The following is a 26,118-nucleotide window of genomic DNA, read 5'->3' as shown; positions in this document are numbered from 1 at the left end:
TCATTCCGGGGCTCGCGAAGCGAGAACTACGGTGCGCACTTGCGCACCTGAGAATCTCGAGGTTCCGGGTCTGGTCCTTCGGACCATCCCGGAACGACGGAGAACAGGATAGACGAGACAGAATGGACCTGATCGCCAACCACATCTCCCACCGCTTCGGCGATCTCGCCGTGCTCGACGACGTCTCCTTCACCGTCGGCGCCGGCGAGGTGGTGGCGATCGTCGGTCCCTCGGGTTGCGGCAAGAGCACGCTGCTGTCGATCCTTGGCGGGCTGCTGCAGCCGACGTCGGGCGCACCCGAGTTGCGCGGCGCGCCGCCGGCGGACAGTCTCAATCCGCTGACCTTCGTGTTCCAGGATTTCGCGCTGCTGCCCTGGGCGACGGTCGAGGAGAACGTCGAATTCCCGCTGCTGCACACGCAGGTCTCAGCCACGCAGCGCCGTGCGCTGGTCGAGGATGCGCTGCGCCGCACGGGACTGACCGATTTTCGCAAAACCTACCCGAAGCAGCTTTCCGGTGGCATGCGCCAGCGCGTCGGCATTTCGCGCGCGCTCGCGGTGAGGCCTGCCATCCTGCTGATGGACGAGCCGCTGTCGGCGCTGGATTCGCAGACGCGCGAGCTGTTGATGGAGGATTTCGTCCGCCTGCTCGCCGATGGCGGCATGGGCGCGGCCTATGTCACGCACAATCTCGAAGAGGCCGCGCGGCTGGCCGACCGCATCGTGGTGCTGTCACGGCGACCGGGGCGCATCCGCGAGGTCGTGGCGGTGCCGATGACGCGTGCCGAACGCGGCGAAATCGCTGCGCGCGAAAAACTGCTGGCGCTGCAGAACCAGATCTGGTCGCTGATCCGCAACGAGGCGATCGATGCCGAGCGCGAGGTCCAGCATGCTTGATCGCGCGACGGACATATCGGCCAAGAACGATACGACGCGGCGCGTCCGCTTTCGCGGCGCGGGCTTCGTGCCGGCCTCCAGCCGTTTCGGCGGCTGGATCGCGCTCGCGCTGGTCATTGCGATCTGGCAGGCGGCAGGCAGCACCGGCCTCGTCAATCCGCTGTTTCTGCCGGCACCGTCGGCCATCGTGCGCGCGATTTACGAGCTGGCGCTGTCGGGCGCGCTCTGGCAGCATCTCTCGGCGTCGCTGCTGCGCATCGGCGTCGGCTGGCTGCTGGGGACGGCGGCCGGCATTGCGGTCGGCTTCGCCATCGGCCTGTCGCGGCTGGCGCGCAGCGTCGGCATCACCTTCATCTCGGCGCTGTTCCCGATTCCGAAGATCGCGCTGCTGCCGCTTCTGATCCTCTGGCTCGGCATCGGCGAAGAGCCGAAGATCGCGACCATTGCGCTCGGGGTGTTCTTCTCGACCGCGATCTCGGTCTATAGCGGCGTCGATGCGGTGCCGCGCAATCTCATCCGCATGGCGCAGAGTTTTAACGTGCCGTTCCCCACCATCGTGCGCAGGGTGGTCTGGCCGGGCGCGCTGCCCGCGATCCTCGCCGGCTTCCGCATCACGGCCTCAGTGGCGCTGTTGCTCGTCGTCAGCGCCGAGATGATCGGCGCGCAATACGGCATCGGCGCCTTCGTGTTGCAGGCGGGCAATCTGATGCAGACCGATCAGCTGCTCGCCGGCGTGGTGATCCTGTCGGCGTTCGGGCTTGTGGTGGGCAGGGTGATCAATTGGCTGGAGATCAAGCTGTTGCACTGGCGGTAGCCACAGCCGTCATTGCGAGGAGCACTTGCGACGAAGCAATCCAGAATCTTGCCGCGGAAAGATTCTGGATTGCTTCGCTGCGCTCGCAATGACGGATGTGGTTAGTCGTGATCCTCACGCGTTCCCGCGGTCCTCGCGAAACAGATCCAGCTTTTGCTGCACCGGCCGGTCCGAGAAGCTGAACAGCACGGCATCCTCATCCGCCTCGTGCGTCACCCACTGCCAGCTCGGCACCACGAACAGATCGCGCGGGCCCCACTCGAAAACCGCATCGCCAATGCGGCTGCGGCCCCGGCCTTCGATCGGGCAGAACACGGTCGCATCCGTCGCGCGGTAGCGTGCGGTCTTGAAACCCTTGGGCAGCAGCTGAATGAAGGTCCCGATGGTCGGCATGGCGAAATCGCCGGTCTCGGGGTTGCTGAACCTAAGCTTTAGCCCATGGCAGGCGTCCCATTCCTGGCTCGTGCGTGCTTTCTCCAGCGCCTCGCGGGTGTAGGCATAGGGGTAGCTGAAGATCGGCGAGGTCTTCGATGACCGCTTCACATCGACCGGCAAGAGATTGTGGCCGTAGCGGGCAAAGCTGTCGCCGGCCGGCTTTGTGATCTTCTGCTGGTCTTCCCTGGAGCCTTCCGCGAAGGAGCAATCGAAGAACTGCACCAGCGGAATATCGAGGCCGTCGAGCCAGAACATTGGCTCGCTCGTCTCGTTGGAATGATCGTGCCAGGTCATCGACGGCGTGATGATGAAATCGCCGGGCTCCATCGCGGTGCGCTCGCCGTCGACGGCGGTGTGGGCGCCCTTGCCTTCGAGCACGAAGCGCAGTGCCGACTGGCTGTGCCGGTGCGCGGGCGCCACGTCGCCGGGCACCACCATTTGCACGCCGGCATAAAGCGATGTCGTGATCCTGGACTGGCCGCGCAGGCCCGGGTTCTCCAGCACCAGCACGCGCCGCTCGGCTTCCTTGGCGGTGATCAGCTTGCCCGCTTCGGTCATGTAGTCACGGATGACGTCGAACCTCCAGAGGTGCGGCCGGCAGGCGCTCTTCGGCTCCGGCGTGATCAAATCGCCCATCACCGTCCACAGCGCGGTGAGATTTTCGCCGTCGATCCTCTTGTAGAACGCCTCGCGTTCCGGCGTCTTGGTCACGGCTTCCATGGTGCGGCTCCCGTCGTTTTGTTATTTGACAGTATACTTACAGTCTGGGTAGCGTCAACTTGACGAACGACTTACAAGGTCGTCGTTATTCCGGGCTCTCGCTGCGCGAGCCGGAATGACAGACAGGGAGGGTTCCGATGAAGCTGCACGGCTATTTCCGCTCCAGCGCCGCCTACCGCGTGCGGATCGCGCTGAATCTGAAGGGCCTCGGTGCCGAGCATTTGCCGCATCACCTTCGCAAGGGCGAACAAAGCGCGCCCGCCTATCTCGCCATCAATCCGCAGGGCCTGGTGCCGACCCTGGAGAATGATGCCGGTGCAGTGCTGACCCAATCGGTCGCGATCATCGAATGGCTCGACGAAACGCACCCCAGCCCGCCATTGCTGCCGAAGGATGCGTTGCAGCGCGCCAAGGTGAGGGCGTTCGCACTGGCGATCGCCTGCGACACTCATCCGGTTCAGAATCTGAAAGTGCTGGCGCGGCTGCGCGAGCTTGGGTTGCCCGAGGAGAAGGTCCAGGATTGGGCCGCCTGGGTCAATCGCGAGGGACTGTCGGCTTGCGAGACGCTGATCAAGGGTGAACCAGGGCCGTTCTGCTTTGGCGATACGCCGACGCTCGCCGATCTCTGCCTGGTGCCGCAGCTTGCCAATGCGCGCCGCTTCGGCGTTGACGTCGCGGCGTATCCGCGCCTGCTCAAGGCCGAAGCCGCCGCCAAGGCGCTGCCCGCCTTCGCCAACGCCGCACCGGAGAAGCAGCCCGATGCCGAGTAAGCCTGCCGCGCCGATTACGATAGACGCGGTCTATGCCGCGCCGGGCTATCTGTTCCGGCGCATGCAGCAGATCGCGGTCTCGATCTTCATGGAGGAGTGCAAGGCGTTCGACCTTACGCCCGTGCAATATGCGGCGCTGATCGCGATCCACACTCATCCTGGCATCGACGCGACGCGGTTGTCGGCGGTGATCGCCTTCGACCGCTCCACGCTCGGCAGCGTGATCGAACGGCTCCAGGCCAAGGATTTTGTCGAGCGCAAGCCGGCGCCGGAGGACAAGCGGATCAAGCTGCTCTATTTGACCAAGCCGGGCGCCGCGATCCTGCGCGAGATCATCCCCGCCGTCGAACGTGCGCAGACGCGCATGTTGGAGCCGCTCAAGCCCGGCGATCGCAAGGCGCTGATGGGGCTGCTGGTCCAGCTCGTCGACCTCAACAACGAGGCCTCGCGGGTGCCGCTGCGGGCGGAGGATGCGCTGGAGCATTTGGGGAAGGCGGGGTGACTGACTTCATTGTCATGTAGCGACGCTGTCGCCTCAATCTCAACTGTCATTCCCCGCGAAGGCGGGGAATCCAGTACGCCGCGGCTTCTCGGCTCAAGCACCGTCTCTGGGATACTGGATCGCCCGCCTTCGCGGGCGATGACAGCGAGGGCTCACATCCGCAACAACGCCTGCCGGTCGATCTTCCCCGTGCCCGTCTTCGGCAGCTCGTCGATGAAGATCACCTCGCGCGGATATTTGTAGGGCAGCAGCTTGCCCTTGACGTAGTCCTGCAGCCGCCGCGTCGCCTCGCTCTGGTCGGCGGTGCGGTTGTTCATCACCACCACCGCCTTGAGCGTCATGCGCCGGTCCGGCAGTTCGGCCGCGAACACCGCGCATTCGCGAATCTCGGGATGGTCGGCGAGGCACAGCTCGACCTCGAGCGGGTAGACCCACTGGCCCGAGATCTTGATGAGATCATCGGCGCGGCCGCGGAAGAAGTGAAAACCGTCGCTGTCGCGAACAAAACGGTCGCCGGTGTAGATCCATCCCTCCTCGCGGATGGTCTCGGCGGACTTGTCCGGCCGGTTCCAGTACAGCGGCGTGTTGGAATCGCCGCGGACCCACAAGATCCCTTCCTTGTTGTCACCGACGTCGCGACCGTCCTTGTCGCGCAGCGCGACCTCGTAGCCGGGAACGCGCAAGCCCGCCGCGCCGAGCTTCTTCTGCTCGGGGCGGTTGGAGAGATAGATGTGCAGCACCTCGGTCGAGCCGAGACCTTCGACGATCTCGAGGCCCGTGAGCGCCTTCCAGCCGTTGAAGACTTCGGCCGAGAGCACCTCGGCTGCCGAGAGCGCCATGCGCAGCGACGAGAAGTTCGTCTTGTCCGCGCCCTCGGCCTTGGTCAGCGACGTGTAGAGCGTGGGCAGGCCGAAGAAGACCGTCGGCTGGTACTGCTCGATCGCGGCAAAGATCGATGCCGGCTTCGGCTGGCCCGGCAGAAGCAAAGTTGCCGCGCCCGCGGAGAACGGGAAGGTGACGGAATTGCCAAAGCCATAGGCGAAGAAAATCTTCGGCACGGAGAAGGAGATGTCGTCCGGCGCCAGCTTCAGCACGTTCTGCGCAAAGGCAGCCTCGCTATAGGCCATGTCGTGCTGGAGATGCACGATCCCCTTGGGCCGGCCGGTCGAGCCGGAGGAGTACATCCAGAACGCCATCTCGTTGCGATGCGTATCGGCTTCCGCAAGCTTCGTCTGGAGTTGTGCAAGCCAGCTTGTTGCCGCGAGTGCGGCAGGCGCGGCGTGCTCTCCGACCGCGCCGTTCACGACGATCAGCGTGCGCAGGTTCGTGTCCTTGCATGCCTCCGCGTTGAAGCGACCGCAGAACTCGGCCTCCGCTACCGCAACGGCCGCGCCGGAATCGGCAAGATAGAATTGCAGCAGGTCCGGCGGCGTCAGCGTATTGATCAAGAGTGGCACGAAGCCCGCGCGCACTGCGCCGAAGAAGGCGGCGGGATAGGCCGGCGTGTCGTCGAGGAACAGCAGCACGCGGTCGCCGCGCTTCAGGCCGAGCGACGCAAAGCCGTTGCCCCAGCGGCATGCCTCGGCACACAGCTCGGCATAGGTCCGAGTGCCCGCCGGGCCAATCAGCGCGAGCTTGTCGCTGCGGCCTTTGGCGAGATTGTCGAACAGCACGCGGCTGGCGTTGTAGAGTTGCGGAACGGCAAAGCCGATCTCACGGGCGCCCGCGCCGTCCGCGGGCACCTGGTCGCGAATCTCGTTACTCATGCCGTAGCCTCGCGGTCCGCGTCTCCGCCGTTCTTCTCGGCCTCGTAGCGCGCCATGAAGGCCGGCGACATCGCGCGCAGCCGCGAATCGTCGATGCGGCCGGAGCGGGTGATGTAGCTATAGGCAAAGTCCATCAGGCCAAGCTGCATGTGCTGGGCAAAGTGCTCGTACCAGAAGGCCGAGGTGCGCGCGGCATTGATCAGCTTCTGCACCACAGGCTTGCGGGCGGCTTGGTAGCGATGCAGTGCGGTCGTCAGATGCGCATCCGATTCCAGCGCCTTGACCAGCGCGATGGCGTCCTCGATCGCGAGCCGCGTGCCCGATCCGATCGAGAAATGCGCCGAGTGCAGGGCATCGCCAATCAGCACCATGTTCTTGAACGACCAGTGCTCGTTCCAGACCCAGGGAAAGTTGCGCCAGACCGACTTGTTGGAGACCAGGCAGTGGCCGCCGAGCGTGTCGGCAAACACCTCCTCGCAGACGCCCTTGGACTGCTCGACGTCCTTGTAGGCGAAGCCATAGGCCTGCCAGGTCGCGTGATCGCACTCGACCAGGAAGGTGCTCATGGTCGGCGAATAGCGGTAGTGGTGCGCATTGAACGCGCCGCGGTCGGTCTTCACGAAAGTCTGCGACAGCGTGTCGAAGCGCTTTGAGGTGCCGTACCAGACGAACTTGTTGGAGGAATAGGACAGCGAGGTGCCGAAATCGCCCTCGTAGGCGCGGCGCACCAGCGAATTCAAGCCGTCGGAGGCGACGATCAGATCATGGCCGTTGAGCTGGTCGATCGTGTGAATCTGGGTGTCGAAGCGCGCCGTGACGCCGGCATCGAGCGCGCGCTTTTGCAGGAACTGCAGCAGCTCGAGCCGGCCGATCGAGGAGAAGCCGACGCCGTCAATAGCAACGGTATCGCCGCCGCGGTTCAGCGTGATGTTCTCCCAGCTCTCCATATGCGGCGCGATCGCATCGACCGTCTCGGGGTCGTCGGCGCGCAGGAACTCCAGGGCCTGGTCGGAGAACACGACGCCAAAACCCCAGGTCGCGTCGGCCGGGTTCTGTTCGAACAGGTCGACTTGATCCTCGGGGTGGCGCTTCTTCCAGAGATAGGCGAAATAGAGCCCACCGGGCCCCCCGCCAATCACGGCGATCCGCAAATTCTGCCTCCCTAATTGACAGTATACTTACTATCTCAGGGTAGACTAATGGGCCCCGGCTTCCCACGCCAGCGGAATTATCGACAAGGCGAGGTGCGCCGCAGCACGGCCGCGGGCAACCGTCTTGCGCGTGCCCGAAACCGTCAGTTGCGAACCATAGCCAAACCGCATTGGGTTGACCACCCGCGCGTCAGACGCAGCGCTTCACGTAGACCCCGTTCACCAGCACCCTGGTACAGCGGACCACCGGCCTGCGGACCACGACGGCGCCATTCGGTCCGGCGCAACCGGCGCGGTAGACGCCGCGGGCGCACACCACTGCGTTGGCATCAGACGGCTCGAAGGTCATGGTCGCTGCGAAGGCAAGCAGCGCGGAAGCGATGAGCAGGAATGCACGCATGTCTTTCTCCGGGTCTTGTCGCGATTGAAATCGGGCGTCGGCAAAAGGTTAGTCGCAAGAGGCGCGAAAATTCACGCGCGCCGTGAGCTGCGCGCTGCTCATCGCGCAGCAAACGGCGCAAGCACATCCTTGCAGCCGGGCGAGAGCGACGCCGCGTTGCTAGCAACGCATTGCACGATGCGGCCGCCACCGGGCTGGACGCCGGCGCAGAGCGTGCGGATGTCGGCGCCGCAGGCGGAGCGGACGATGAACAGCTCTTCGCGCGGCCGCAGTGGGCGCAATACGATCGCGGCGGGTGCGGCCGCCGGCGCGGCTCCGGAAGCCGGCGCGGCAGCAGCTGCGGGCGCGGCCGTCGCTGTTGCACCGCCGCCACCGGTCGCAGCGGTCACGGCCTTCGCGCAAGCCGCCGAAACCCCGGCCTTGTTCTTCTCCAGGCATTCGAGTGCGGGAGCGCCGCCCGGCGGCACGCTGGCGCAAACCTTGGGATAATCGGCGCGGCATGCGCTCTTGACCGCAGCAATTTGCGCGCTGCTCGGCTGCTTGGCGGCGGCGGCCTTCGGCGCCGCGGCTGCCGGCTTTGCTGCGGGTGCGGACTCAGCCTTCGATGCGGCAGGTGGCGCTTCTGCCTTGGGGGCAGCTTCGGTCTTCGGCGCGGCAGGAGCAGCTTCGGCCTTCGGAACCGCGGCAGGCTCGATCGCACGAACCGCGGTTTGGCACCCGGAGGACAGGCCGGACATGTTCTTCTGCAGACATTGATACGCCTCGGCGCCGCCCGGCGTGACGCTCGCGCAATGCGCCATGAAATCCGAGCGGCATGCGGAGCGGATCGCGCTCTTCTGAGCCTCGGTCGGCGCTTGCGCGAATGCGCTTGTTGCAGTTGCGAAGAGTGCTGCGGCGAGCAACGCCCTCCGCGTCGAAACATGTTTCAATGTGTTGAACATCGGGGTGAATTCCTGCCCTGTCGGTAGTGCCGACGCTTTATTAAAAGTGATGCAAACAATCGTCGCGGGTGATGCCGCGCGCGCCATCCTTGGCCGCTTCGGCCACTACCGCAAGTAGATAATACGCGTGGAATTGCGACGTAACTACGTCTCTACAGCCTGACCATGCGCTTGCCGCGGTTCTCACCCGCGAGCAATCCGATCAGCGCCTTCGGCGTGTTCTGCAATCCATCGATGACGTCTTCCTGCACCTTCAGCTTGCCGGATTTTACCCAGGTCTGGAGATCGGCAAGGGCGCGCTGGCTCTCCTTCATGTAGTCCATCACGATGAAGCCCTGCATCACGAGCCGCTTCACCACGATCAGGCCGGGCACGCCGCGCGGGCCGTGTGCCGACGGCGTCCCGTCATACTGCGAGATCGCACCGCAGCAGGCGATGCGGCCGTAATTGTTCATCTGCGGAATGCAGGCTTCCAGAATGTCGCCGCCGACATTGTCGAAATAGACGTCGATGCCCTTTGGTGCGGCCGCGCGCAGCGCCTTGAACACGGCGCCGTCCTTGTAGTCGACAGCCGCATCGAAGCCAAGCTCGGAGGTCAGCCAGTGGCATTTGTCCGCGCCGCCGGCGATGCCGATGACGCGGCATCCCTTGATCTTGGCGATCTGCCCGACGATCGAGCCGACCGAGCCCGCGGCCGCCGAGACCACGACGGTCTCGCCTTCCCTGGGCTTGCCGACCTCGAGCAGGCCGAAATAGGCGGTGAGGCCGGCGATGCCGAACACGCTGAGCAGATGCGTCATCGGCTCCAGCTTCGGCATTTTCGCCAAATGCTTTGCGGGCACTGCGGCAAACTCCTGCCAGCCGGTGTCACCGAACACGATGTCGCCCGGAGCAAGCTCTGGCGCTTTCGAGCTGACGACCTCGGCAATGCCGCCGCCGGCCATCACGCTGTTCGCTTCGACGGCCGAACGATACGTCGCCCCGTGCATCCAGGCGCGATTGGCGGCGTCGAGCGAGATGTAACGCACGTGTAGCAACGCCTCGCCGTCCTTCGGTTCCGGCAATGCGCTCTCGACCATCTTGAAATGCTCGGGGCCGAGCTTGCCGCTGGGCTTTTCCACCAGAAGAATTTGGCGATTGCGGCTTCCGGTCATGGTGTTCCCTCTCTCATTGCTTGACGTTTATTGATGCAGTTGCCGCAAACAAAACGAGCAAGCCGCATTCGTTGTGCGCTGCATGAAGGCTAGATCGCCGCGTTCGGTTTCGCAACGGGAACATCCGGCTCAAGGGAGCGCACGCAAAGCGTGTTGCGTCGCTGTCATATCTGCGACATCATGAAGCGGTCGGTGTAGTGGGGGTCATTGATGTCGAACAGGTTTACGCAATACATTTTGGCGGCGATGGTGCTGGGCATCATCATGGGCTCGGCGATTTACAATTTCCTGCCGGATACGCGTGGAGATTGGGCGTCGTCCATCAACCTGATCGCCGTGATCTTCCTGCGCCTGATCAAGATGATCATCGCGCCGCTGGTGTTTGCGACCCTGGTCGGCGGCATCGCCCATATGGGTTCGGGCTCCAAGCTCGGCCGCATCTTCGCCAAGACCATGGGCTGGTTCGTCAGCGCTTCCTTCGTGTCGCTGATGCTCGGCCTCGTCATGGTCAACCTGCTCCAGCCCGGCGCCAACTTCCCCGGCACGCTGCCTGACAAGGCGCAGTCGACCGGCCTGCCGGTCTCCGCCTTCTCGATCGAGAAATTCCTGACCCATCTGATCCCGACCTCGATCGCGGACGCGATGGCACAGAACGAGATCCTCCAGATCGTGATCTTCGCCGTGTTCTTCTCGGTGGCGATGGGTGCGCTGCCGGAGCGCTCCAAGCAGATCCTGGCGCTGATCGACGATCTCGGCCACATCATGCTGAAGGTGACGAGCTATGTGATGCTGTTCGCGCCGTTCGCGGTCTGGGCCGCGATCACCGCGACCGTCGCCAAGAACGGCCTGCTAGTGCTCTGGAAGCTCATCGTGTTCATGGGCGGCTTCTATCTCTCGCTCTTCATCCTCTGGGGCATCCTGGTGATGGTCGGCTTCATCGTGATCGGGCCGCGCTACAGCCATCTGCTCAGGCTGATCCGCGAGCCGCTGATGATCGCGTTCTCCACCGCGAGCTCGGAAGCGGCCTATCCGAAGACGCTGGAAGGACTGAACAAGTTCGGCGCCTCGTCGCGAATCTCGAGCTTCGTGCTGCCGCTCGGCTATTCCTTCAACCTCGACGGCACGATGATGTACTGCACCTTCGCGAGCATCTTCATCGCGCAGAGCTACCACATCGACATGCCGCTCGGCACGCAGCTGGCGATGCTGGCGACCCTGATGATCACCTCGAAGGGCGTCGCCGGCGTGCCGCGCGCCTCCCTTGTCGTGATCGCCTCGACGCTGTCGCAGTTCAACATCCCCGAGGCGGGGCTGCTGATGATCATGGGCATCGACACTTTCCTCGACATGGGCCGCAGCGCTACCAACGTGATCGGCAACACGCTGGCGACCTCGGTCGTGGCGAAGTGGGAAGGCGAGCTCGGACCCGAGCACGAGCTCGGAGCTGGCGATGTCGTGCCCGGCGACATGGTGCCGGGCGAAGTGCCTGCGATGGCCGGCCACTGACGGGAGTGCTTCATGCGCCCTTTGACGGCGATTTCGGGCAGCCTGTTGCTGGCAGCATGTCTGCTGGCTACGGGCGCCTGCGCCCAGACCGGCGGCAGCGAGGGGCTTAGCCCGACGCTGCTCGCCATCAAGAACGCGCACGCCGTGCGGCTCGGCTATCGCGAAAGCTCGCCGCCGTTCTCCTTCCTCGACCAGTCGGGCCGCCCGATCGGATATAGTCTCGAATTGTGCGAGGCTATCGTCGAGGAGATCGGCGTCGAGGTCGACGATCCCAATCTGAAGATCGACTACGTCAAGGTCACGTCGGACGACCGTATCGACGCGGTGCTCCAGAACAAGATCGATCTGGAATGCGGCTCGACCACGGCCAATTCCGAGCGCGGCAAGCGGGTGGCGTTCTCGCCACTGATGTTCGTCGCCGGCACCAAGCTGATGGTGCCGAAGGCGTCCAGCGTCCAGTCGCTGACTGATCTCAAGGGCAAGACCATCGTGGTGACGAAGGGCACCACCAACGAGCAGGCGATCCAGGCCGCGGACAAGAAATCCTCGCTGGGGCTGAACATCGTCGTCGGTGCCGATCACGAGCAGTCGTACCAGATGCTGGTCGACGGCAAGGCCGACGCCTTCGCGACCGACGACATTCTCCTCTCGGGCCTGATCGTCCGCCACAAGGCGCAGGACAAGTTCCGCGTCACCGGCGACTTCCTGTCGTACGACCCCTACGGCATCATGTTCCGCAAGGGCGAGCCGCAATTGTCAGCGGTGGTGGACCGCACCTTCCGCAAGCTCGGCTCCAACCACGATCTCGTGCCGCTATACAACAAATGGTTTATCGCGCGGATGCCGACCGGCGAGCGGATGAACGTGCCGATCTCGCTGCAGCTGGAAGAAGCCTTCAAGGCGATGGACGATTCCGCGAGCGCGAATAATTGATGGCGGTCTCTTTTACCCTCCCCCTCCAGGTCCCTCCAGGGGAGGGTGAATTGAGTCCGCGGCTATTTGTGTTCCCCAAACACCCGATCCAGCGCCGCGTCGTACGTCGCCTGCACCAGCTCCGGATGCAGCTTCGCCAGCGCTTCCATCATCACGCCGGAATTGATTTCCAGCACGCGCCATTCGCCATCCACGCGCACCACGTCAATTGACGCAAAGGTGATGCCGATCGCGCTTGCGGCATCGGTCGCGAGCTTCACGCAGGCCGCGCGGACCTCGCCGCCTTCCAGCAGCACGGGCTTTGCGCCGGCGTCGAGATTGTGCCGCCAATCCGAGCCACGCTGCTTGCTGTAGACGACGCGGGGGACATCATCGAGCAGGATCACACGGACCTCGTCCTCGATCTCGACATAAGGCGAGAGCACGAGCCCTGTGCTCATCGAAAAGACCTCGCCGGCCGCGTGGTCGAGTTCGGTCTCTGTCGTCACCTTGAAGACCGATCGTCCCGACGTCCCCTCGTTGGGCTTCACCACCACGCCTTGCGGATTGTCGTGAAGCAGCCCAAGCATGGCCTCTCGCCAGGCGGCATCAACAACGTTGCTGCCCAGCTTCGGGTTGAGGAAGAGGTGATGCGGAATGCAGGGGACGCATCCAAGCGACAGCGTCTCGGCAGTCGCCGATTTGTCGTTGGCAAGGCGATGGGCGATCGCGCTGTTGAGGCCGATGTCGTAGCCGAAGGCGAAGCGACGCATCTCGCCACGGCGCATGGCGATCAGCCAGCCGCCCGGGCGGACATCGACGTCGATGCTATGACGCGCGCCATAGCTCCTGATCGCTTGGACGAAGATCCGCTCGCCGCTTGTCATGTCCAGATCGTTCCAGTCGCCAAAAGCCGCAAAAATGCGGGAAATGGCGCCAAGCCGGGGTGAAAATCAGAGCTATTCTTAATGAAATTCTTGCGAGCGCGATGGAAATTAAGTGCTGCAATTGCGCCCGAAAGGGAAAAGAAATTGCCCTCTGCGCCGCCCGGACAGCAGATCCGTTAATGGTGTGGCCGTTTCCGCCGCGAACGCCGCATTGACCGGCATCAATTGCATCCGGAACGAGGTTGATTATTGGCTTCAATGGCGTAAATCACACAGGCGAAATCCTCCACCATGGCAATGGTGTCCGCCCCGTTTTCAGGGCCGGGCAACGCTTTTGCCCTAAAACCGCAATTATTCGGAATATCGAAAATCATGAGCGCGTTTTACCGAGAGAAGGTTCTTTCCGTCCAGCACTGGACCGACACGCTGTTCAGCTTCCGCGCCACGCGCGATACCGGCTTCCGCTTCCAGAGCGGCCAGTTCGCGATGATCGGCCTCGAGGTCGATGGCCGTCCGCTGCTGCGCGCCTACAGCATGGCCAGTGCCAATCACGAGGAAGAGCTCGAGTTCTTCTCGATCAAGGTGCAGGACGGACCGCTGACCTCGCGCCTGCAGAAGATCAAGGAAGGCGACACCATTCTGGTCGGCCGCAAGGCGACCGGCACGCTGATCACCGACAACCTCATCCCCGGCAAGCGGCTGATGCTGCTCTCGACCGGCACCGGCCTTGCGCCCTTCGCCAGCCTGATCAAGGATCCCGAGGTCTATGACCAGTTCGAGAGCATCGTGCTGGTGCACGGCTGCCGCCAGGTCTCCGAGCTCGCTTACGGCGAGAAGCTCGTCGCGAATTTGCGCGAGGACGAGCTGTTCGGTGAGCTGCTCGCGGACAAGTTGATCTATTATCCGACCGTGACCCGCGAGCCGTTCCGCAATCGCGGCCGCATCACCGACCTCATCAGCTCCGAGCAGATGTTCAACGACATCGGCCAGGGCCCGCTCGACATCGCAACCGACCGCATCATGATGTGCGGCAGCCCGGCGATGCTCGAAGAGCTCAAGGTGATGTTCGAGGGCCACGATTTCGTCGAAGGCTCCGGCAACAAGCCCGGCCACTTCGTGATCGAGAAGGCGTTCGTCGAGCGCTGATACCCTCCAACACCGCCGTCCCGGGTCTGCGCTGACGCTTGCCCGGGACGACGGCGGAGAGTGTGGCTCGCATCTCGGCTCGCACCCTCACTACCACCCTCACCATCCTCCCCCGACCTTGTCATTGGCGTCGCCCGCGCGCGCCTTGTTATAAGCGCGGCAAAATCTCGCAGCGGTGTTGCGATGCGAGAAGTGGGGGAGCTGCGCCTTGCGCGCCACGGTGTGATTCCGCACGAGGCGCAGCTGCATGGCCACTGAATTGGTCACTGATTTGTCATGTCATTGAATCTATTGCAGTGCAAAAGCCCGCATCCGGAGGAATTGATCTGAAGCGTGCGGATTCGGTAGCCTCAGGACCGGTCCGCGTCATATCCATAGACCCGGCGCGGGCGTATCATACCCCGTCATCCTGACGAGAGGGACGTGGTCGTGGCCAACGAGAACAAGACACAAGCTTCGCCCGAAGGGCTGATGGAAACCCTGCTGCTTCCATTCTCGCCGCGCTTCATCATCCTGACGATCTGCGCGGTCGTCACCGCATTGCTGATCGGCATCGGCATCGCGGACCGCAAGATCTTCGACATCCTGCTGATCCCGATCTGCATCTTCGGCGCCCTGACGCTGCTCGGCGTCCGCGATCTCATGCAGAAGGGCCATGCGGTTCTGCGCAACTACCCGATCTCGGCGCATATCCGCTTCCTGCTCGAAGAGATCAGGCCGGAGATGCGGCAGTATTTCTTCGAGAGCGAGAAGGACGGCATGCCGTTCTCGCGCGACATTCGCGCGCTGGTCTATCAGCGCGCCAAGATGCAGCTCGACAAGCGTCCGTTCGGCACCCAGGAGGATGTCTATCGCGAAGGCTATGAGTGGATGCATCACTCGGTGTCGCCGAAGGCGCACGCCGAGGAGAAGTTTCGTGTCACCATCGGCGGGCCGGACTGCGCAAAACCCTATTCGGCCTCAGTGTTCAACATCTCGGCGATGAGCTTTGGCGCGCTCAGCCCCAATGCGGTGCGCGCGCTCAATGCCGGCGCCAAGAAGGGCGGCTTCGCCCATGATACCGGCGAAGGCGGCTTCAGCCCCTATCACGCCGAGATGGGCGGCGACATCATCTGGGAGATCGGCTCCGGCTATTTCGGCTGCCGTCATCTCGACGGCAGCTTCGATCCAGAGGCGTTCGCGCGCGTCGCGAGCCAGGACCAGATCAAGATGGTCGAGCTCAAGATCAGCCAGGGCGCCAAGCCCGGCCATGGCGGCGTGCTGCCGGCGGCGAAGGTCTCCGAGGAGATTTCCAAGATCCGCGGCGTCACCATGGGCGAGGACTGCATCTCGCCAGCCTCGCATCGCGCCTTCTCGACGCCTGTTGGCATGATGCAGTTCATCGCCGAGATGCGAAAGCTCTCCGGCGGCAAGCCGGCTGGCTTCAAGCTCTGCATCGGCCATCCCTGGGAGTTTCTGGCGATCTGCAAGGCGATGCTGGAGACCGGCATCTATCCCGATTTCATCGTCGTCGACGGCAACGAGGGCGGCACCGGTGCTGCGCCGCTGGAGTTCATGGATCATCTGGGCATGCCGATGCGCGAGGGCGTCAATTTCGTCCATAACGCGCTGGTCGGGATCAATGCCCGCGACCGCATCAAGATCGGCGCGTCCGGCAAGATCGCCACCGCCTTCGACTTGGCGCGCGCGATGGCGATCGGCGCCGACTGGTGCAATTCCGCGCGTGGCTTCATGTTCTCGCTCGGCTGCATCCAGTCGCTGAGCTGCCACACCGACCGCTGTCCGACCGGAGTCGCGACCCAGGACCCGACGCGGGCACGTGCGCTCTACGTGCCGCTCAAGATCGACCGCGTGCACAATTATCATCGCGCCACGCTGCACTCGCTGACCGAGCTGATCGCGGCGGCCGGTCTCACCCATCCGCAGGAGCTGCGCCCGGTTCATTTCAGCCAGCGGACCTCGACGACCCGTGTGCAGTCCTTCGCACAGCTCTATCCGGCGCTGCGCCCGGGCGAGCTGCTCGAAGGGACGGAAGATCCGCGGTTCGGCGACGCCTGGCGGATGGCGCGGGCAGATTCGTTTCAGCCGGCGCTGTGAGGTTCCGCTCCACCACATGATACCGCCGCACCCTGCTGCGGGGCGTAAATTCATCGCACGCCGGTTGCATTTTAACCTCTGTGTCAGCTTCGGGTGTAAATTGGCCCAATGGACGAAGAACGACGCAACAAGGCCAGGCATCGTGTGTTGAAAGCCGGAACCATCGAGTTCGGCGGCGGCGCGATCGACTGCACCGTCCGCAATTTCTCCGCCACCGGCGCAGCCCTCGACGTCACCAGCCCGGTCGGCATTCCCGAGCATTTCACCCTATCGATCAAGGCCGATGGCGCGCATCTCGCCTGCACGGTGGTGTGGCGCAAGGAAAAGCGGATCGGGGTAAGGTTCGGGTGAGGGTGTCGCACGAGCGCTCGCTCACCCCGTCTCGACCTCACCCAGCCGGCTCGCCAAAATCTTGTCGATCCGCCTGCCGTCGAGATCGACCACCTCGATGTGCCAGCCGGCAAAGTCGAAGGCATCGCCGACATTGGGCAGCACAGTGAATTGCTGCAGCACGAGGCCGGCCACGGTGTTGTAGCGGTGATGCGGCGGCAGCTCGATGCCCAGCAGCTCGCCGAACTCGTCGACCGGCATCCAGCCTGCGACGAGGAGCGACGAGTCCGCGCGCCTGACGTAAGCCGGCTCCGGAGGCCCTTCCTCGGAATGGAAGGCGCCGACGATCGACTCCAGAATATCGGCTGCCGTTACCACGCCCTCGAACGCGCCGTACTCGTCATAGACGAAACCGACATGAACCGGCGCAGCCCTCAGGATTGCCAGCACATCGCGGGCATCGGCTGACGCGGGAATGCTTGGCGCTTCGCGGATAAGCGCCCGCAGATCCGGCGTGCGTTCGTTCATATACGCGACCAGGAGGTCCTTCGCCTGGAGCACGCCGATCGGCTTGTCGCGATCGCCGTCGGAGACCGGAAAGCGCGAGTGCGGGCTCTTCGCGATCAGCGTCTGGATCGTGGCTTGGTCATCGCTCAGGTCGATTTCGTCGACCTCCGTGCGCGGCGTCATGATCGCGCCGACCGGCCGGTCGCCGAGCCGCATCACGCCGGCGATCATCTCCTTTTCGCCCGACTCCAGAACGCCCGCGCTTTCGGCCTCGTTGACAAGATGATGAATCTCGTCCTCCGACACCTTCTCCTCGGCTTTGCCGCCGCGGCCGAGCAGCGTGAGGATCAGCTTGCCGGAGAGATCGAGCAGAAATACGAGCGGCAGCGAGACCCGCGCCAGCACGTGCATTGCGGGCGCGACCTTCACCGCGATGCTTTCAGGGTTGCGCAGCGCCACCTGCTTCGGCACCAGCTCGCCGATGATCAGGGTCGCATAGGTGATGATGGTGACGACGATGCCGACGCCGACGATGTCGGCAATGCCCGAGGACAGGCCGAGCTCGACCAGCCATTGCGTCAGCCGTTGCCCGAGCGTCGCGCCGGAGAACGCGCCCGACAGCACGCCGACCAGCGTGATGCCGATCTGCACCGTCGAGAGAAACTTTCCGGGATCGGCGGCCAGTGTCAGCGCGCGCTCGGCGCCGCGCACGCCCTTGGCGGCCAGCAGCGACAGCCGCGCCGGGCGCGATGAGACCACGGCGAGCTCCGACATGGACAGCAGGCCGTTGATGACGATCAGGACGACGACGATGATGAGTTCGACAGACAACATTGTGCGCGAGCGAAGGGGAAAATCAGCCCGGCGGACGCCGGACCAAGCCGGTTATATATGAACGCGATGCGCACCTTGCCCGGTTCCGACCAAATTGTCGCACCGCCCGCCGGACATGTGTTCCCGGAGCCTCAGAATTCGGCGTGCAGGCGGCCCGAGAAGATCGAGACCGGCCCGCGATCGGCGTTGTAGGCAGGGTTGACGATGAGCTGATAGTCGGCGGTCAGCGTCACGCCCTTGATCACCGAATAGGCGTAGTAGGCCTCGAGGATGCGTTCGGTACGATAGTTGAGCTGGCCGTCGCCGATCAGGAGACCGGTGCCGCCGGCGGCGAGGAAGTCGCGATGCGCGGCCGACAGGCCGTTGATGGCGCCGCCGATGCCGACCGTATCGTCCGGACGCCCCCAGCGACTGCCCTTGATCGACAGGCCGCCCGAAAGGCTGCGGTCGATATCGGTGAAGTTCAGGATCTGGTTCTGGCCGTCGTTCCAGCTTGCCCGCGCGAACAGTCCGACGTCCTTGACGATCTGCTGCTCGAGATTGACGTAGAAGCCGTATTTGAGACGATTACGCTGGGTCACGGCGGCGATGTCATTGATGTCGAGGGCCGGATTGGCAGCGGCCAGGTCCACCACCTGCTGATAGTTCGCGGTGTTGCCGCTATTGGCGAAGACGCCGACGCGCAATTTGCCGGGCTGCTCGAAGATCGAATGACGCTCCTCGAACTCGACGACGGTGCCGCCGGTCTTGAAGGTGAGCACGTCGCTGTTGGGCGCGGCCGGCACCTGGAATAGGCCGGCACGGATCGCCCAGTCCTTGCGGTTGAGCTCGACTACGGCGCCGCGGGTATAGCCGGGCAGGTCGGCGGGGAAGTCATAGGCGGCCGACGCCCACATCGCCCAGTTCATGAAGTCGGCACGCGGGTCTTTTGCGTATGAATTGCCGTCGAAGAAGTCGCCGACTGCGAACCGACCGACGACCAGCGTGACGCGATCAATGTCGCGTTTTCCCGCGAGCTGGTTCGGACTGTCATCGACCGTCTCCTGCTCGCCGCCGAGTCCAAATGTCTGCTTGAGATAGTAGCGCTGCGCCCGGATTTTCGGGAAGGCCGCGCCGGCCTTCTGCGCTTCGCCGTTGGAGAAGCCGGCAAGCCCGAGCGTGCCGTTGAGGCCAAAGCCCTGCGCCAGCTCGGGGTTGAAATAGAACTCGCCGCCGTCCCAGAGTCGCGCGCCCAGAAACGCCGTCGTCGTCCACGTAGCCTGGAACTGGCCGCGACCGGGCAGGCTCTGCGGGCTCGCATAGGGCGAATGGATCGGCCCATAGCCTTGCGGCAGCACGGTGGTCTGGGCGTGGACGTTCCAGTCGTCGGATTCAGGCAGCTTGGCCTTGCCGCCGGCCGCCGGTATCCACGGCGTGTCGCCGAACTGGTAGTTCAGGCCGAGCTTGAACAGATGAATGCGTGGATCGACGTTGACGCCGCCGAGGCCAAAGCCGCTGAGATCGTAAGTCTTGCGGGAGAGGTCGACATATTCGTATTCGGCCTTCGCGGTCCAATTGCCGCTGACGGCGTATTCGAGACCGAGGCCCGCAGTCCATCCGGCCTGGTAGTGGCCGACCGGAAATAATCCGGTGACGCCATCACCGTCATTGACGTTGATGTGGGTATGGCCCCAGGCCAAGCCGCCAGTGACATAGGGCATGAATCGGTCGAACGCATAACCGATGCGGCCGCGCACGGTGCCGACATAATCAATCGTGGTGTGGAACGGCGCCGGCGAACGTGCGAGTGCCGGACCGTCAGATGGACTCGTGAAGGTCGAATCCGCCTCGATGCCGAGCACGACGCGGTTGGAAAGTTGCCGGTTGTAACCGAGCTGATAACCGCCGGTGAGCCCGGTCGCGCTGTGCGGCAGGACGACGCCCTGCTCAGGCATGGGATTGGTGCCGGGTCCGAAGCTCGCGTCGCCATAGCCGAAATGGCCGCCGACATAGAAGCCGGTCCACTCATAGATTGTTTTCGCGGCGCGCGCCTTCAGCGGCAGATCGGCGGCAAAGCTCGCGCCCGGCAGCGCGAGCACGCCCGAGGCAAGCGCCGCAGCCGTCCGCAAATACCTGTAACGGTGACCTCTCAACGTCAAAACTACGCCCCCAGACGCGACCGTGCCCCAACCGCGCCCGACATCCCTGCCGATTCGCGGTGCTCCTGTCATCAGGGTCTTGGCTGTTTGCGCGACCGGACGAGACCAGCTCGTTTCGATGCGTTTCGCCCCAAGGTCTTGCCAAGCCCCTGCGCTCGCTGCGAACCTTATTGCTAATAATTCGCAATAGCAACTAATTCAGAATGTCGCAGGAGATGGTTCGCACCGCTATGTGACGGGACTGCAACAAGTTCCCGGTCTCAAAAAAACGAATGACCCCGCCCGGGGGGACAGCCGGGCGGGGTCGGGGCACGACACGGGGTGGATGAGGCGCCCGTGTCGGACGCGGGATCCACGTAAGATCGGCCTCAGAACCTCAAATCAGTAGCAAGTACGAACGTTGCCGACGAACTGGCCGTAAGCGTTGTACTGGGCGACCCAGCCGCAGCGGTGATAGCCGTAGTAATAGGGCTGGCTGCTGGCGGCGACCGCGGTGCCGACGATGGCGGCGGTGGCGATGCCGGCGCCGACACCCCAGCCCCAGCCGAGCGGCTTGGCCTGAGCGGTCGACGTGGTGGATGCGACGCCAGCGGTGACGGTGAGGGCGGCGAGAGCGACGGCGGCAATCCTGGTCTTGATCGACATGTGAAACTCCATCCGGGTTGAGGCGGTCCGTTGTGGTCCGCGTGCTCAATTGGACGGAGGCTTGCCGAAACCGGTTCGAAGGCGCCTCAGGTGGTCTGGGAATGCAGCTCTTTCCCGAAGGATTTCAGATAGATGCGAGCTAACCAAGGGGGCCTTTGGCGAGCCTGTTCACGTCGAAGTTATCGACCTCGGCCAGCAGCTCGCAAAAGGCGCGCGCGCCTTGGTCGATGAGCTGCTCGCCCTTCTCGAGGACGGCCAGTGTCGCATTGCCGACGGCGCCGCTGGCGTTGAGATCCTGGGCCTGCCAGGCAAAGGGCGCGGGCCGCTGCGTCGAAAGCCAGCGACATTGTTTCTCGATCGCGATGCTGCTCGCAGGAAAATCCGCGATCGCATCCACGCGCACCTGATCGGGATAGCGCGCCAGCATGATCGAGGTCTCGACCGCGCCGCCATGGATGCCGTGACGCACTTCATCGGCCGGGAACAGTTTTTCTGCAGCCGACAGGCGCGACCATGATGTCGTCACCACGAGCAGCTTCTGATGCGCGCGAAGATCCTGCGCCACCAGCAGCATCGCCGCGCTGTTGCCGCCATGGCTGGTGATGATGACGAGCTTCTTCACGCCGCGTCGCGCGATATCCCCGCCGATTGCGGTCCAGCGCTTCAGCGCCACCTCGGTCGGCAGCGTCTGCGTGCCCGGATAGTCGATATGCTCGGTGGAGATGCCGATGGGCTCAACAGGCAGGAAGGTCGCCGGAATGGTCGCGGGCAGCACTTCCTGCACCCGCGCAAGATAGGCCTCCGCAATCAGCACGTCGGTCTCGAGCGGCAGATGCGGGCCGTGCTGCTCGGTCGCGGCCAGCGGCAGCACCGCGATCCAGCGCGATACGTCCTCAGGGTTCGCATCGGCCCAGCGGATCTCGGTCCAGTCGCGCGAAGGCGTCATCAAGGTTTCTTTGCCCGAATTTGTCACGTAGTTTGGTGTTATGGAGGGGACGCGGGCCTGGCCGGTTCGCGTCCCCGAATGTCTTGCGGTTTTATCGCGTTGGTCTGGCATGAGCCAGAAGCGATTGGGCCAGAAACGATCGACGGAGTCCCATCATGAGCCCTCCTCATCTGCGGCGAGCGTTAACGGCAGGCTTGCTGGCCACGGTCGTGTCGATCCTGCCGGCGCGCGCGGAAACCCTGGACAAGGTCAGCTTCGGCACCAACTGGGTCGCCGAGGCCGAGCACGGCGGCTTCTTCCAGGCGGTCGCCGACGGCACCTACAAGAAATATGGGCTCGACGTCACCATCGTTCCGGGCGGGCCCAACGAGAACAACCGGATGCTGCTGATCGCCGGCAAGATCGATTTCTTCATGGCCGCGAACACGCTGATGTCGTTCGACGCGGTCGCTAACAACGTCCCCGTGGTGACCATCGCCGCGGTCTTCCAGAAAGACCCGCAGGTGATGCTGACGCAGCCGGATGCGAAGGTCACCAAGATCGAGGACCTCAAGCCGCTGACGCTGTTCGTCTCCAAGGAGGGCATGGGCAGCTACTTCCAGTGGCTGAAGTCCGAATACGGCTTCAGCGAGAAGAACGTCCGGCCCTATAATTTCAATCCGCAGCCCTTCATCGCCAACCCCAAGAGCGCGATGCAGGGCTACGTCACCTCCGAGCCTTTCGCCGTCGAGAAAGCCGCCGGTTTCAAGCCCAACGTCATCCTGCTCGCCGATGCCGGATTCAACACCTATTCGACCTTGATCGAGACCCGCCGCGACCTGGTCGAGAAGAAGGCGGACCTGGTGCAGCGCTTCGTCGATGCCTCCATGATCGGCTGGTACAATTACATCTACGGCGACAATTCCGCCGGCAATGCCATGATCAAGAAGCTCAATCCGGAGATGACCGACGATCTGCTCGCCTATTCCGTCGCCAAGATGAAGGAATACGGCATCGTCGATTCCGGCGAATCCTTGAAGAACGGCATCGGCGCGATGAGCGACGATCGCTACACCTCCTTCTTCAACAAGATGGTGAAGGCCGGCGTCGTGAAGGGCGATCTCGACTTCCGCAAGTCCTACACGTTGCGCTTCGTCAACAAGGGCGTCGGTGTCGAGCTGCGCCCCGCCAAGCCGTAACGCAAGCGTTGATGTCAGACGCCAAAACTACGCCCACGGTCGAGGCCAGCCTGACGGCGCTCGCCGTTAGCCTGCGCGGCGTGACGAAGACCTATGACAATGGCGTCATGGCGCTCGGTCCCTTCGACCTCGCGGTGCGCAAGGGCGAGTTCATCTCGCTGCTCGGGCCCTCCGGCTGCGGCAAGTCGACGGCGCTAAGGCTGATTGCGGGGCTCAGCGCGGCATCATCAGGCACGGTGCGGATGTCGCGTCATGAAGGCCCGGCGCAGATCGGCCATGGTATCGGCTTCGTGTTCCAGGAGCCGACCCTGATGCCCTGGACCAGTGTGCGCGAAAACGTGCGGCTGCCCTTGAAGCTTGGCGGCATCCCGAAAGCCGAAGGGCGGGCGCGGGCCGACGCGGCGCTGGCGAGCGTCGGTCTCGCCGATTTCGCCAACGCTTTTCCACGCGAATTGTCCGGCGGCATGAAGATGCGGGTGTCGCTGGCGCGCGCGCTCGTCACCGATCCTGATATCCTTTTAATGGATGAGCCGTTCGCGGCGCTCGATGAGATCACGCGCTTCCGCCTCAACAACGATCTGCTCGCACTGTGGCGCAGCCTTGGCAAGACCGTCATCTTCGTCACCCATTCGGTGTTCGAATCCGTCTATCTGTCGCAGCGCGTCGTCGTCATGACGGCGCGGCCCGGCCGCATCCAGGCCGACATCCGCATCGAGACCGTCGAGCCGCGCGGTGAGGAGTTTCGCACCTCGGCGGCTTATTCGGATTATTGCCGGAAAGTATCGGCCGCGCTGGCGCCGTCCTACTCGGGACAGTCGATGCTATGAACGCGCAAGCCCCCGTCATCGCAAAGCCGTCCGGCGCGCAAAGCGCGGTGCGCTTCGTGCTGCCCGTCGTCGTGTTCGCGGCCTGCCTTGCCGCCTGGGAGCTCGTGGTGCGCATCCGGGAGATCCCGCCCTATGTGCTGCCGGCGCCGTCGGTCATCTTCCTGACGCTGATCAAGGACTGGGCGGTGCTGTCACAATCGCTCGCCACCACGCTGCTGACGACGCTGGAAGGTTTTGTCGCTGCGAGCATCGGCGGCATCGCGCTGGCGCTGCTGTTCAACCAGTCGAAATGGGTGGAATATTCGCTGTTCCCCTATGCCGTCGTGCTGCAGGTGACGCCGGTGATCGCGATCGCGCCGCTGCTCCTGATCTATCTGGAGCAGCAGACCGCGGTCGTCGTCTGCGCCTTCATCGTTGCCTTTTTCCCGGTGCTGTCGAACACCACGCTCGGGCTGAATTCGGTCGACCGCAACCTCGCCGGCCTGTTCCAGCTCTATGGCGCCTCGCCGCCGCAAACCCTGCGCTTCCTGAAGCTGCCTGCGGCGCTGCCCTATATTCTGGGCGGCCTGCGCATCGCCGGCGGCCTGTCGCTGATTGGCGCGGTCGTCGCCGAGATCGCGGCGGGAACGGCGGGCGCCGGCTCAGGTCTCGCCTACAGAATCGCCGAATCCGGCTATCGATTGAACATACCCCGCATGTTCGCAGCGCTGCTTTTGTTGTCGCTGGCCGGGATTGTCATCTATGGGGTGCTGGCGCTAGTTTCCCACCTCGTTTTACGGCGCTGGCACGAGAGCGCGCTTGGAAAGGAAAACTGATGTCTACCGGTTCGATTTCGTCCGACAAGATCGACCTTCTGATCTATGGGCCGGTGCGGCCGATCCTAGAGAACGGGTTTTCCGATCATTTCGTCGTGCACAAGGCCGAGACGCGAGGCGACCTCGAGCGGCTGACGCCGGCGATCCGCGAAAAGATCCGCGGCGTCGCGGTGACCTATCACACCGTCCGTGCCGACAAGGATTCGCTGTCGCAATTGCCCGGGATCGAGATGGTGGCGAGCTTCGGCGTCGGCTACGACCACATCGACGCCAAATACGCCGCCGAGCACAACATCATCGTCACCAACACGCCTGATGTGCTGACCGAGGAGGTCGCCGACGTCGCGATGGGCCTGCTGATCTCCACGGTGCGCGAGTTCATCAAGGCGGACCGCTACGTCCGCTCCGGCCTCTGGCAGACCCAGAACTATCCGCTCAGCGTCGGCTCGCTGCGCGACCGCAAGGTCGGCATCGTCGGCATGGGCCGGATCGGCCAGGCGATCGCGCGCCGGCTCGATGCCTCGCTGGTGCCGGTGGTCTATCACTCGCGCAGTCCGTCCAAGGACGTTTCCTACAAGCACTACCCCGACCTGATCGAGATGGCGAAGGCGGTCGACACGCTGATGGTGATCGTGCCGGGCGGCGCCTCGACCGACAAGATGATCAATGCCGAGGTGTTCAAGGCGCTCGGCCCGCGCGGCGTGCTGGTCAACGTGGCGCGCGGCTCGGTGGTCGACGAGCGGGCCTTGGTCCAGGCGCTGAAGTCCGGCACCATCCTCGCCGCCGGCCTCGACGTGTTCGCGGCCGAGCCCAGCGTGCCGGAGGAGCTCAAGGCCATGCAGAACGTCGTGCTGCTGCCGCATATCGGCTCGGCCTCCGTGGTGACGCGCAACGCCATGGACCAGCTCGTGGTCGACAACCTCAAGTCCTGGTTCGCCGGCAAGGCGCCGCTGACGCCGGTTGCGGAAACGCCGTTCAAGGGGCGCTGATGAGAGTTCTTCGGGCCGTTGCTTTGCTGATTGCGGCCTGTGCCGCCGCGATCGGCCCTGCGCGTGCGCAGGATGCGACGACCCTGAAGAAGGAAATGCCCGGACAATGGGAGCTCTCGACCACCGAACGCAGCAAGACCTGTGTCATCACGATGAAGAGCGACGCCGGGGCGCAGGGTTTCAAGCTCGAGCTCGAGCCGGCCTGCAAGACCGCGCTTCCGTTCACCAAGGACATCGTCGCCTGGAGCGTCAAGGGGTTCGACATCGTCCGCTTGCAGGATGCGACCGGTGAATCCGTGATCGACTTCACCGAGGTCGAGGCCGGCATCTTCGAAGGCCTGCGGCAGGGCGAGGGCGTCTACATCCTGCAGGACCTCGCCGCCGCCCGCTCGATGGCCAAGTCGATGGACCAGATGATCGGTGACTGGGCCATGGTGCGCAGCAACGGCCAGCCGGTCTGCGGATTGACGCTGACCAACACTGAAGCCGATCAGGACAATTTCCAGGTCTTCCTCAAGCCGAAATGCGATGCGGCGATCGCCCAATTTAACCCGACGCAATGGCGGCTCGAGCGCGGCCAGATCATCCTGATGTCGAAATCGGGCGACGTCTGGCAGTTCGAGGCCGACGACAACGCACAATGGCGTCGGGTTCCCGATACGGCCGATCCCCTGATCATGCTGCGCCAATAGGCGCCGTTCCGGTTTTCCCCTCGCAATTTTTCCTGCGGTCATGTCGATCCGGCCCCGGTCAGATCGTCATCCCAATAGCGAGCTGATCGCGCGGCCGAGCCGGCCGCGTCTCGCCTCAAC

The 26,118-nt window shown here is 63.9% G+C and carries 26 protein-coding genes; 14 read left to right on the top strand and 12 right to left on the bottom strand.

The window, feature by feature from the left end:
* Positions 1-122: 122 nt before the first annotated feature.
* Positions 123-896: an ABC transporter ATP-binding protein gene (locus ABID58_RS29725; protein ID WP_354036392.1), complete on the top strand. Its 774-nt coding sequence runs from the start codon at positions 123-125 to the stop codon at positions 894-896.
* The gene (locus ABID58_RS29720) at positions 889-1,710 is read left to right on the top strand and encodes an ABC transporter permease (RefSeq protein WP_354036390.1); all 822 of its coding nucleotides are present in this window, start codon (positions 889-891) and stop codon (positions 1,708-1,710) included. Before ABID58_RS29725 ends, ABID58_RS29720 begins: the two co-directional genes overlap by 8 nt.
* 114 nt (positions 1,711-1,824) lie before the next feature.
* On the opposite strand, the gene gtdA is transcribed toward ABID58_RS29720, so the two are convergent.
* Positions 1,825-2,865: a gentisate 1,2-dioxygenase gene (gtdA, locus tag ABID58_RS29715; RefSeq protein WP_354036389.1), complete on the bottom strand. Its 1,041-nt coding sequence runs from the start codon at positions 2,863-2,865 to the stop codon at positions 1,825-1,827.
* A gap of 137 nt (positions 2,866-3,002) precedes the next feature.
* Here gtdA and maiA point away from each other — a divergent pair, with 137 nt between their 5' ends.
* Positions 3,003-3,635: a maleylacetoacetate isomerase gene (gene maiA, locus ABID58_RS29710; RefSeq protein ID WP_148751880.1), complete on the top strand. Its 633-nt coding sequence runs from the start codon at positions 3,003-3,005 to the stop codon at positions 3,633-3,635.
* Positions 3,625-4,137, top strand: a complete 513-nt coding sequence (locus ABID58_RS29705; protein ID WP_354036388.1) for a MarR family winged helix-turn-helix transcriptional regulator — start codon at positions 3,625-3,627, stop codon at positions 4,135-4,137. The genes maiA and ABID58_RS29705 overlap by 11 nt, the downstream gene beginning before the upstream one ends.
* 152 nt (positions 4,138-4,289) lie before the next feature.
* Here the strand turns inward: ABID58_RS29705 and ABID58_RS29700 are convergent, their stop codons facing one another.
* The 5 genes from ABID58_RS29700 to ABID58_RS29680 all read right to left on the bottom strand — a co-directional run bounded on the left by ABID58_RS29700 (position 4,290) and on the right by ABID58_RS29680 (position 9,549).
* Entirely contained in the window at positions 4,290-5,903 is a 1,614-nt protein-coding gene (locus tag ABID58_RS29700) for a benzoate-CoA ligase family protein (RefSeq protein ID WP_354036387.1), read from the bottom strand.
* Positions 5,900-7,054, bottom strand: coding sequence for an FAD-dependent monooxygenase (locus ABID58_RS29695; RefSeq protein WP_187434918.1), 1,155 nt, complete (start codon positions 7,052-7,054; stop codon positions 5,900-5,902). Before ABID58_RS29695 ends, ABID58_RS29700 begins: the two co-directional genes overlap by 4 nt.
* A 190-nt stretch (positions 7,055-7,244) precedes the next feature.
* On the bottom strand, positions 7,245-7,454 hold the full coding sequence (locus ABID58_RS29690) for a hypothetical protein (RefSeq protein ID WP_148751877.1): 210 nt from the start codon (positions 7,452-7,454) through the stop codon (positions 7,245-7,247).
* A 98-nt stretch (positions 7,455-7,552) separates the two neighbouring features.
* Positions 7,553-8,395, bottom strand: a complete 843-nt coding sequence (locus ABID58_RS29685; RefSeq protein ID WP_148751876.1) for a cysteine rich repeat-containing protein — start codon at positions 8,393-8,395, stop codon at positions 7,553-7,555.
* Between the two features lie 152 nt (positions 8,396-8,547).
* Positions 8,548-9,549: an NADP-dependent oxidoreductase gene (locus ABID58_RS29680; protein WP_354036386.1), complete on the bottom strand. Its 1,002-nt coding sequence runs from the start codon at positions 9,547-9,549 to the stop codon at positions 8,548-8,550.
* 210 nt (positions 9,550-9,759) lie between these two features.
* Between ABID58_RS29680 and ABID58_RS29675 the strand changes: the two genes are divergently transcribed.
* A complete protein-coding gene (locus ABID58_RS29675; protein WP_148751874.1) occupies positions 9,760-11,055 on the top strand; it encodes a dicarboxylate/amino acid:cation symporter in 1,296 nt (431 codons plus the stop codon).
* Positions 11,056-11,067: 12 nt separating this feature from the next.
* Entirely contained in the window at positions 11,068-11,988 is a 921-nt protein-coding gene (locus ABID58_RS29670; RefSeq protein WP_354036385.1) for an amino acid ABC transporter substrate-binding protein, read from the top strand.
* Between the two features lie 62 nt (positions 11,989-12,050).
* Here ABID58_RS29670 and ABID58_RS29665 read toward each other — a convergent pair whose 3' ends face one another.
* Complete coding sequence (locus ABID58_RS29665) at positions 12,051-12,854, bottom strand: ATP-grasp domain-containing protein (RefSeq protein ID WP_354036384.1); 804 nt, start codon at positions 12,852-12,854, stop codon at positions 12,051-12,053.
* Positions 12,855-13,075: 221 nt separating this feature from the next.
* Positions 13,076-13,228 carry a hypothetical protein gene (locus tag ABID58_RS29660; protein ID WP_354036383.1) on the bottom strand — a complete coding sequence of 51 codons (153 nt, stop codon included), beginning with the start codon at positions 13,226-13,228 and terminating at the stop codon, positions 13,076-13,078.
* Between ABID58_RS29660 and ABID58_RS29655 the strand changes: the two genes are divergently transcribed.
* The 3 genes from ABID58_RS29655 (at position 13,227) to ABID58_RS29645 (ending at position 16,448) form a co-directional block, all read left to right on the top strand.
* On the top strand, positions 13,227-14,000 hold the full coding sequence (locus ABID58_RS29655; RefSeq protein WP_354036382.1) for a ferredoxin--NADP reductase: 774 nt from the start codon (positions 13,227-13,229) through the stop codon (positions 13,998-14,000). The genes ABID58_RS29660 and ABID58_RS29655 overlap by 2 nt on opposite strands.
* Positions 14,001-14,471: 471 nt before the next feature.
* On the top strand, positions 14,472-16,097 hold the full coding sequence (locus tag ABID58_RS29650; protein WP_354036429.1) for an FMN-binding glutamate synthase family protein: 1,626 nt from the start codon (positions 14,472-14,474) through the stop codon (positions 16,095-16,097).
* Between the two features lie 108 nt (positions 16,098-16,205).
* Positions 16,206-16,448 (top strand): PilZ domain-containing protein, encoded by a 243-nt coding sequence (locus ABID58_RS29645; protein ID WP_148751870.1) that lies wholly within the window; start codon positions 16,206-16,208, stop codon positions 16,446-16,448.
* Positions 16,449-16,469: 21 nt separating this feature from the next.
* Here ABID58_RS29645 and ABID58_RS29640 read toward each other — a convergent pair whose 3' ends face one another.
* The 4 genes from ABID58_RS29640 to ABID58_RS29625 form a co-directional block, all read right to left on the bottom strand.
* Positions 16,470-17,768, bottom strand: a complete 1,299-nt coding sequence (locus ABID58_RS29640) for a hemolysin family protein (protein ID WP_354036381.1) — start codon at positions 17,766-17,768, stop codon at positions 16,470-16,472.
* Between the two features lie 131 nt (positions 17,769-17,899).
* The gene (locus tag ABID58_RS29635) at positions 17,900-19,876 is read right to left on the bottom strand and encodes a carbohydrate porin (protein WP_354036380.1); all 1,977 of its coding nucleotides are present in this window, start codon (positions 19,874-19,876) and stop codon (positions 17,900-17,902) included.
* A gap of 411 nt (positions 19,877-20,287) precedes the next feature.
* Positions 20,288-20,551, bottom strand: a complete 264-nt coding sequence (locus ABID58_RS29630; protein ID WP_354036379.1) for a hypothetical protein — start codon at positions 20,549-20,551, stop codon at positions 20,288-20,290.
* Positions 20,552-20,690: 139 nt separating this feature from the next.
* Entirely contained in the window at positions 20,691-21,497 is an 807-nt protein-coding gene (locus tag ABID58_RS29625; protein WP_354036378.1) for a creatininase family protein, read from the bottom strand.
* A gap of 155 nt (positions 21,498-21,652) precedes the next feature.
* Between ABID58_RS29625 and ABID58_RS29620 the strand changes: the two genes are divergently transcribed.
* From ABID58_RS29620 to ABID58_RS29600, 5 genes are read left to right on the top strand one after another with little or no spacing between them, the layout of a single operon-like run.
* Positions 21,653-22,675, top strand: a complete 1,023-nt coding sequence (locus ABID58_RS29620; RefSeq protein ID WP_354036377.1) for an ABC transporter substrate-binding protein — start codon at positions 21,653-21,655, stop codon at positions 22,673-22,675.
* Between the two features lie 11 nt (positions 22,676-22,686).
* Positions 22,687-23,502 (top strand): ABC transporter ATP-binding protein, encoded by an 816-nt coding sequence (locus ABID58_RS29615; protein ID WP_148751864.1) that lies wholly within the window; start codon positions 22,687-22,689, stop codon positions 23,500-23,502.
* Positions 23,499-24,317 (top strand): ABC transporter permease, encoded by an 819-nt coding sequence (locus tag ABID58_RS29610; RefSeq protein ID WP_354036376.1) that lies wholly within the window; start codon positions 23,499-23,501, stop codon positions 24,315-24,317. The genes ABID58_RS29615 and ABID58_RS29610 overlap by 4 nt, the downstream gene beginning before the upstream one ends.
* Positions 24,317-25,306 (top strand): 2-hydroxyacid dehydrogenase, encoded by a 990-nt coding sequence (locus ABID58_RS29605; protein ID WP_354036375.1) that lies wholly within the window; start codon positions 24,317-24,319, stop codon positions 25,304-25,306. The genes ABID58_RS29610 and ABID58_RS29605 overlap by 1 nt, the downstream gene beginning before the upstream one ends.
* Complete coding sequence (locus ABID58_RS29600) at positions 25,306-25,998, top strand: AprI/Inh family metalloprotease inhibitor (protein WP_354036374.1); 693 nt, start codon at positions 25,306-25,308, stop codon at positions 25,996-25,998. The genes ABID58_RS29605 and ABID58_RS29600 overlap by 1 nt, the downstream gene beginning before the upstream one ends.
* Positions 25,999-26,118 lie beyond the last annotated feature (120 nt).

The sequence above is a fragment of the Bradyrhizobium sp. S3.2.6 genome (assembly GCF_040546885.1).
GTDB lineage: Bacteria > Pseudomonadota > Alphaproteobacteria > Rhizobiales > Xanthobacteraceae > Bradyrhizobium > Bradyrhizobium cytisi.
This window is presented reverse-complemented; position numbering and strand designations above follow the sequence as displayed.

Excerpts from the sequence above, each read along its gene's own strand:
- ABID58_RS29670 (WP_354036385.1), top strand. The coding sequence starts at position 11,068 with ATGCGCCCTTTGACGGCGATTTCGGGCAGCCTGTTGCTGGCAGCATGT.
- ABID58_RS29660 (WP_354036383.1), bottom strand. The coding sequence starts at position 13,228 with ATGATTTTCGATATTCCGAATAATTGCGGTTTTAGGGCAAAAGCGTTG.
- maiA (WP_148751880.1), top strand. The coding sequence starts at position 3,003 with ATGAAGCTGCACGGCTATTTCCGCTCCAGCGCCGCCTACCGCGTGCGG.
- gtdA (WP_354036389.1), bottom strand. The coding sequence starts at position 2,865 with ATGGAAGCCGTGACCAAGACGCCGGAACGCGAGGCGTTCTACAAGAGG.
- ABID58_RS29610 (WP_354036376.1), top strand. The coding sequence starts at position 23,499 with ATGAACGCGCAAGCCCCCGTCATCGCAAAGCCGTCCGGCGCGCAAAGC.
- ABID58_RS29625 (WP_354036378.1), bottom strand. The coding sequence starts at position 21,497 with ATGACGCCTTCGCGCGACTGGACCGAGATCCGCTGGGCCGATGCGAAC.
- ABID58_RS29705 (WP_354036388.1), top strand. The coding sequence starts at position 3,625 with ATGCCGAGTAAGCCTGCCGCGCCGATTACGATAGACGCGGTCTATGCC.
- ABID58_RS29645 (WP_148751870.1), top strand. The coding sequence starts at position 16,206 with ATGGACGAAGAACGACGCAACAAGGCCAGGCATCGTGTGTTGAAAGCC.
- ABID58_RS29685 (WP_148751876.1), bottom strand. The coding sequence starts at position 8,395 with ATGTTCAACACATTGAAACATGTTTCGACGCGGAGGGCGTTGCTCGCC.
- ABID58_RS29700 (WP_354036387.1), bottom strand. The coding sequence starts at position 5,903 with ATGAGTAACGAGATTCGCGACCAGGTGCCCGCGGACGGCGCGGGCGCC.
- ABID58_RS29675 (WP_148751874.1), top strand. The coding sequence starts at position 9,760 with ATGTCGAACAGGTTTACGCAATACATTTTGGCGGCGATGGTGCTGGGC.
- ABID58_RS29680 (WP_354036386.1), bottom strand. The coding sequence starts at position 9,549 with ATGACCGGAAGCCGCAATCGCCAAATTCTTCTGGTGGAAAAGCCCAGC.
- ABID58_RS29640 (WP_354036381.1), bottom strand. The coding sequence starts at position 17,768 with ATGTTGTCTGTCGAACTCATCATCGTCGTCGTCCTGATCGTCATCAAC.
- ABID58_RS29605 (WP_354036375.1), top strand. The coding sequence starts at position 24,317 with ATGTCTACCGGTTCGATTTCGTCCGACAAGATCGACCTTCTGATCTAT.
- ABID58_RS29690 (WP_148751877.1), bottom strand. The coding sequence starts at position 7,454 with ATGCGTGCATTCCTGCTCATCGCTTCCGCGCTGCTTGCCTTCGCAGCG.
- ABID58_RS29720 (WP_354036390.1), top strand. The coding sequence starts at position 889 with ATGCTTGATCGCGCGACGGACATATCGGCCAAGAACGATACGACGCGG.
- ABID58_RS29630 (WP_354036379.1), bottom strand. The coding sequence starts at position 20,551 with ATGTCGATCAAGACCAGGATTGCCGCCGTCGCTCTCGCCGCCCTCACC.
- ABID58_RS29615 (WP_148751864.1), top strand. The coding sequence starts at position 22,687 with ATGTCAGACGCCAAAACTACGCCCACGGTCGAGGCCAGCCTGACGGCG.
- ABID58_RS29600 (WP_354036374.1), top strand. The coding sequence starts at position 25,306 with ATGAGAGTTCTTCGGGCCGTTGCTTTGCTGATTGCGGCCTGTGCCGCC.
- ABID58_RS29725 (WP_354036392.1), top strand. The coding sequence starts at position 123 with ATGGACCTGATCGCCAACCACATCTCCCACCGCTTCGGCGATCTCGCC.
- ABID58_RS29655 (WP_354036382.1), top strand. The coding sequence starts at position 13,227 with ATGAGCGCGTTTTACCGAGAGAAGGTTCTTTCCGTCCAGCACTGGACC.
- ABID58_RS29650 (WP_354036429.1), top strand. The coding sequence starts at position 14,472 with ATGGAAACCCTGCTGCTTCCATTCTCGCCGCGCTTCATCATCCTGACG.
- ABID58_RS29665 (WP_354036384.1), bottom strand. The coding sequence starts at position 12,854 with ATGACAAGCGGCGAGCGGATCTTCGTCCAAGCGATCAGGAGCTATGGC.
- ABID58_RS29620 (WP_354036377.1), top strand. The coding sequence starts at position 21,653 with ATGAGCCCTCCTCATCTGCGGCGAGCGTTAACGGCAGGCTTGCTGGCC.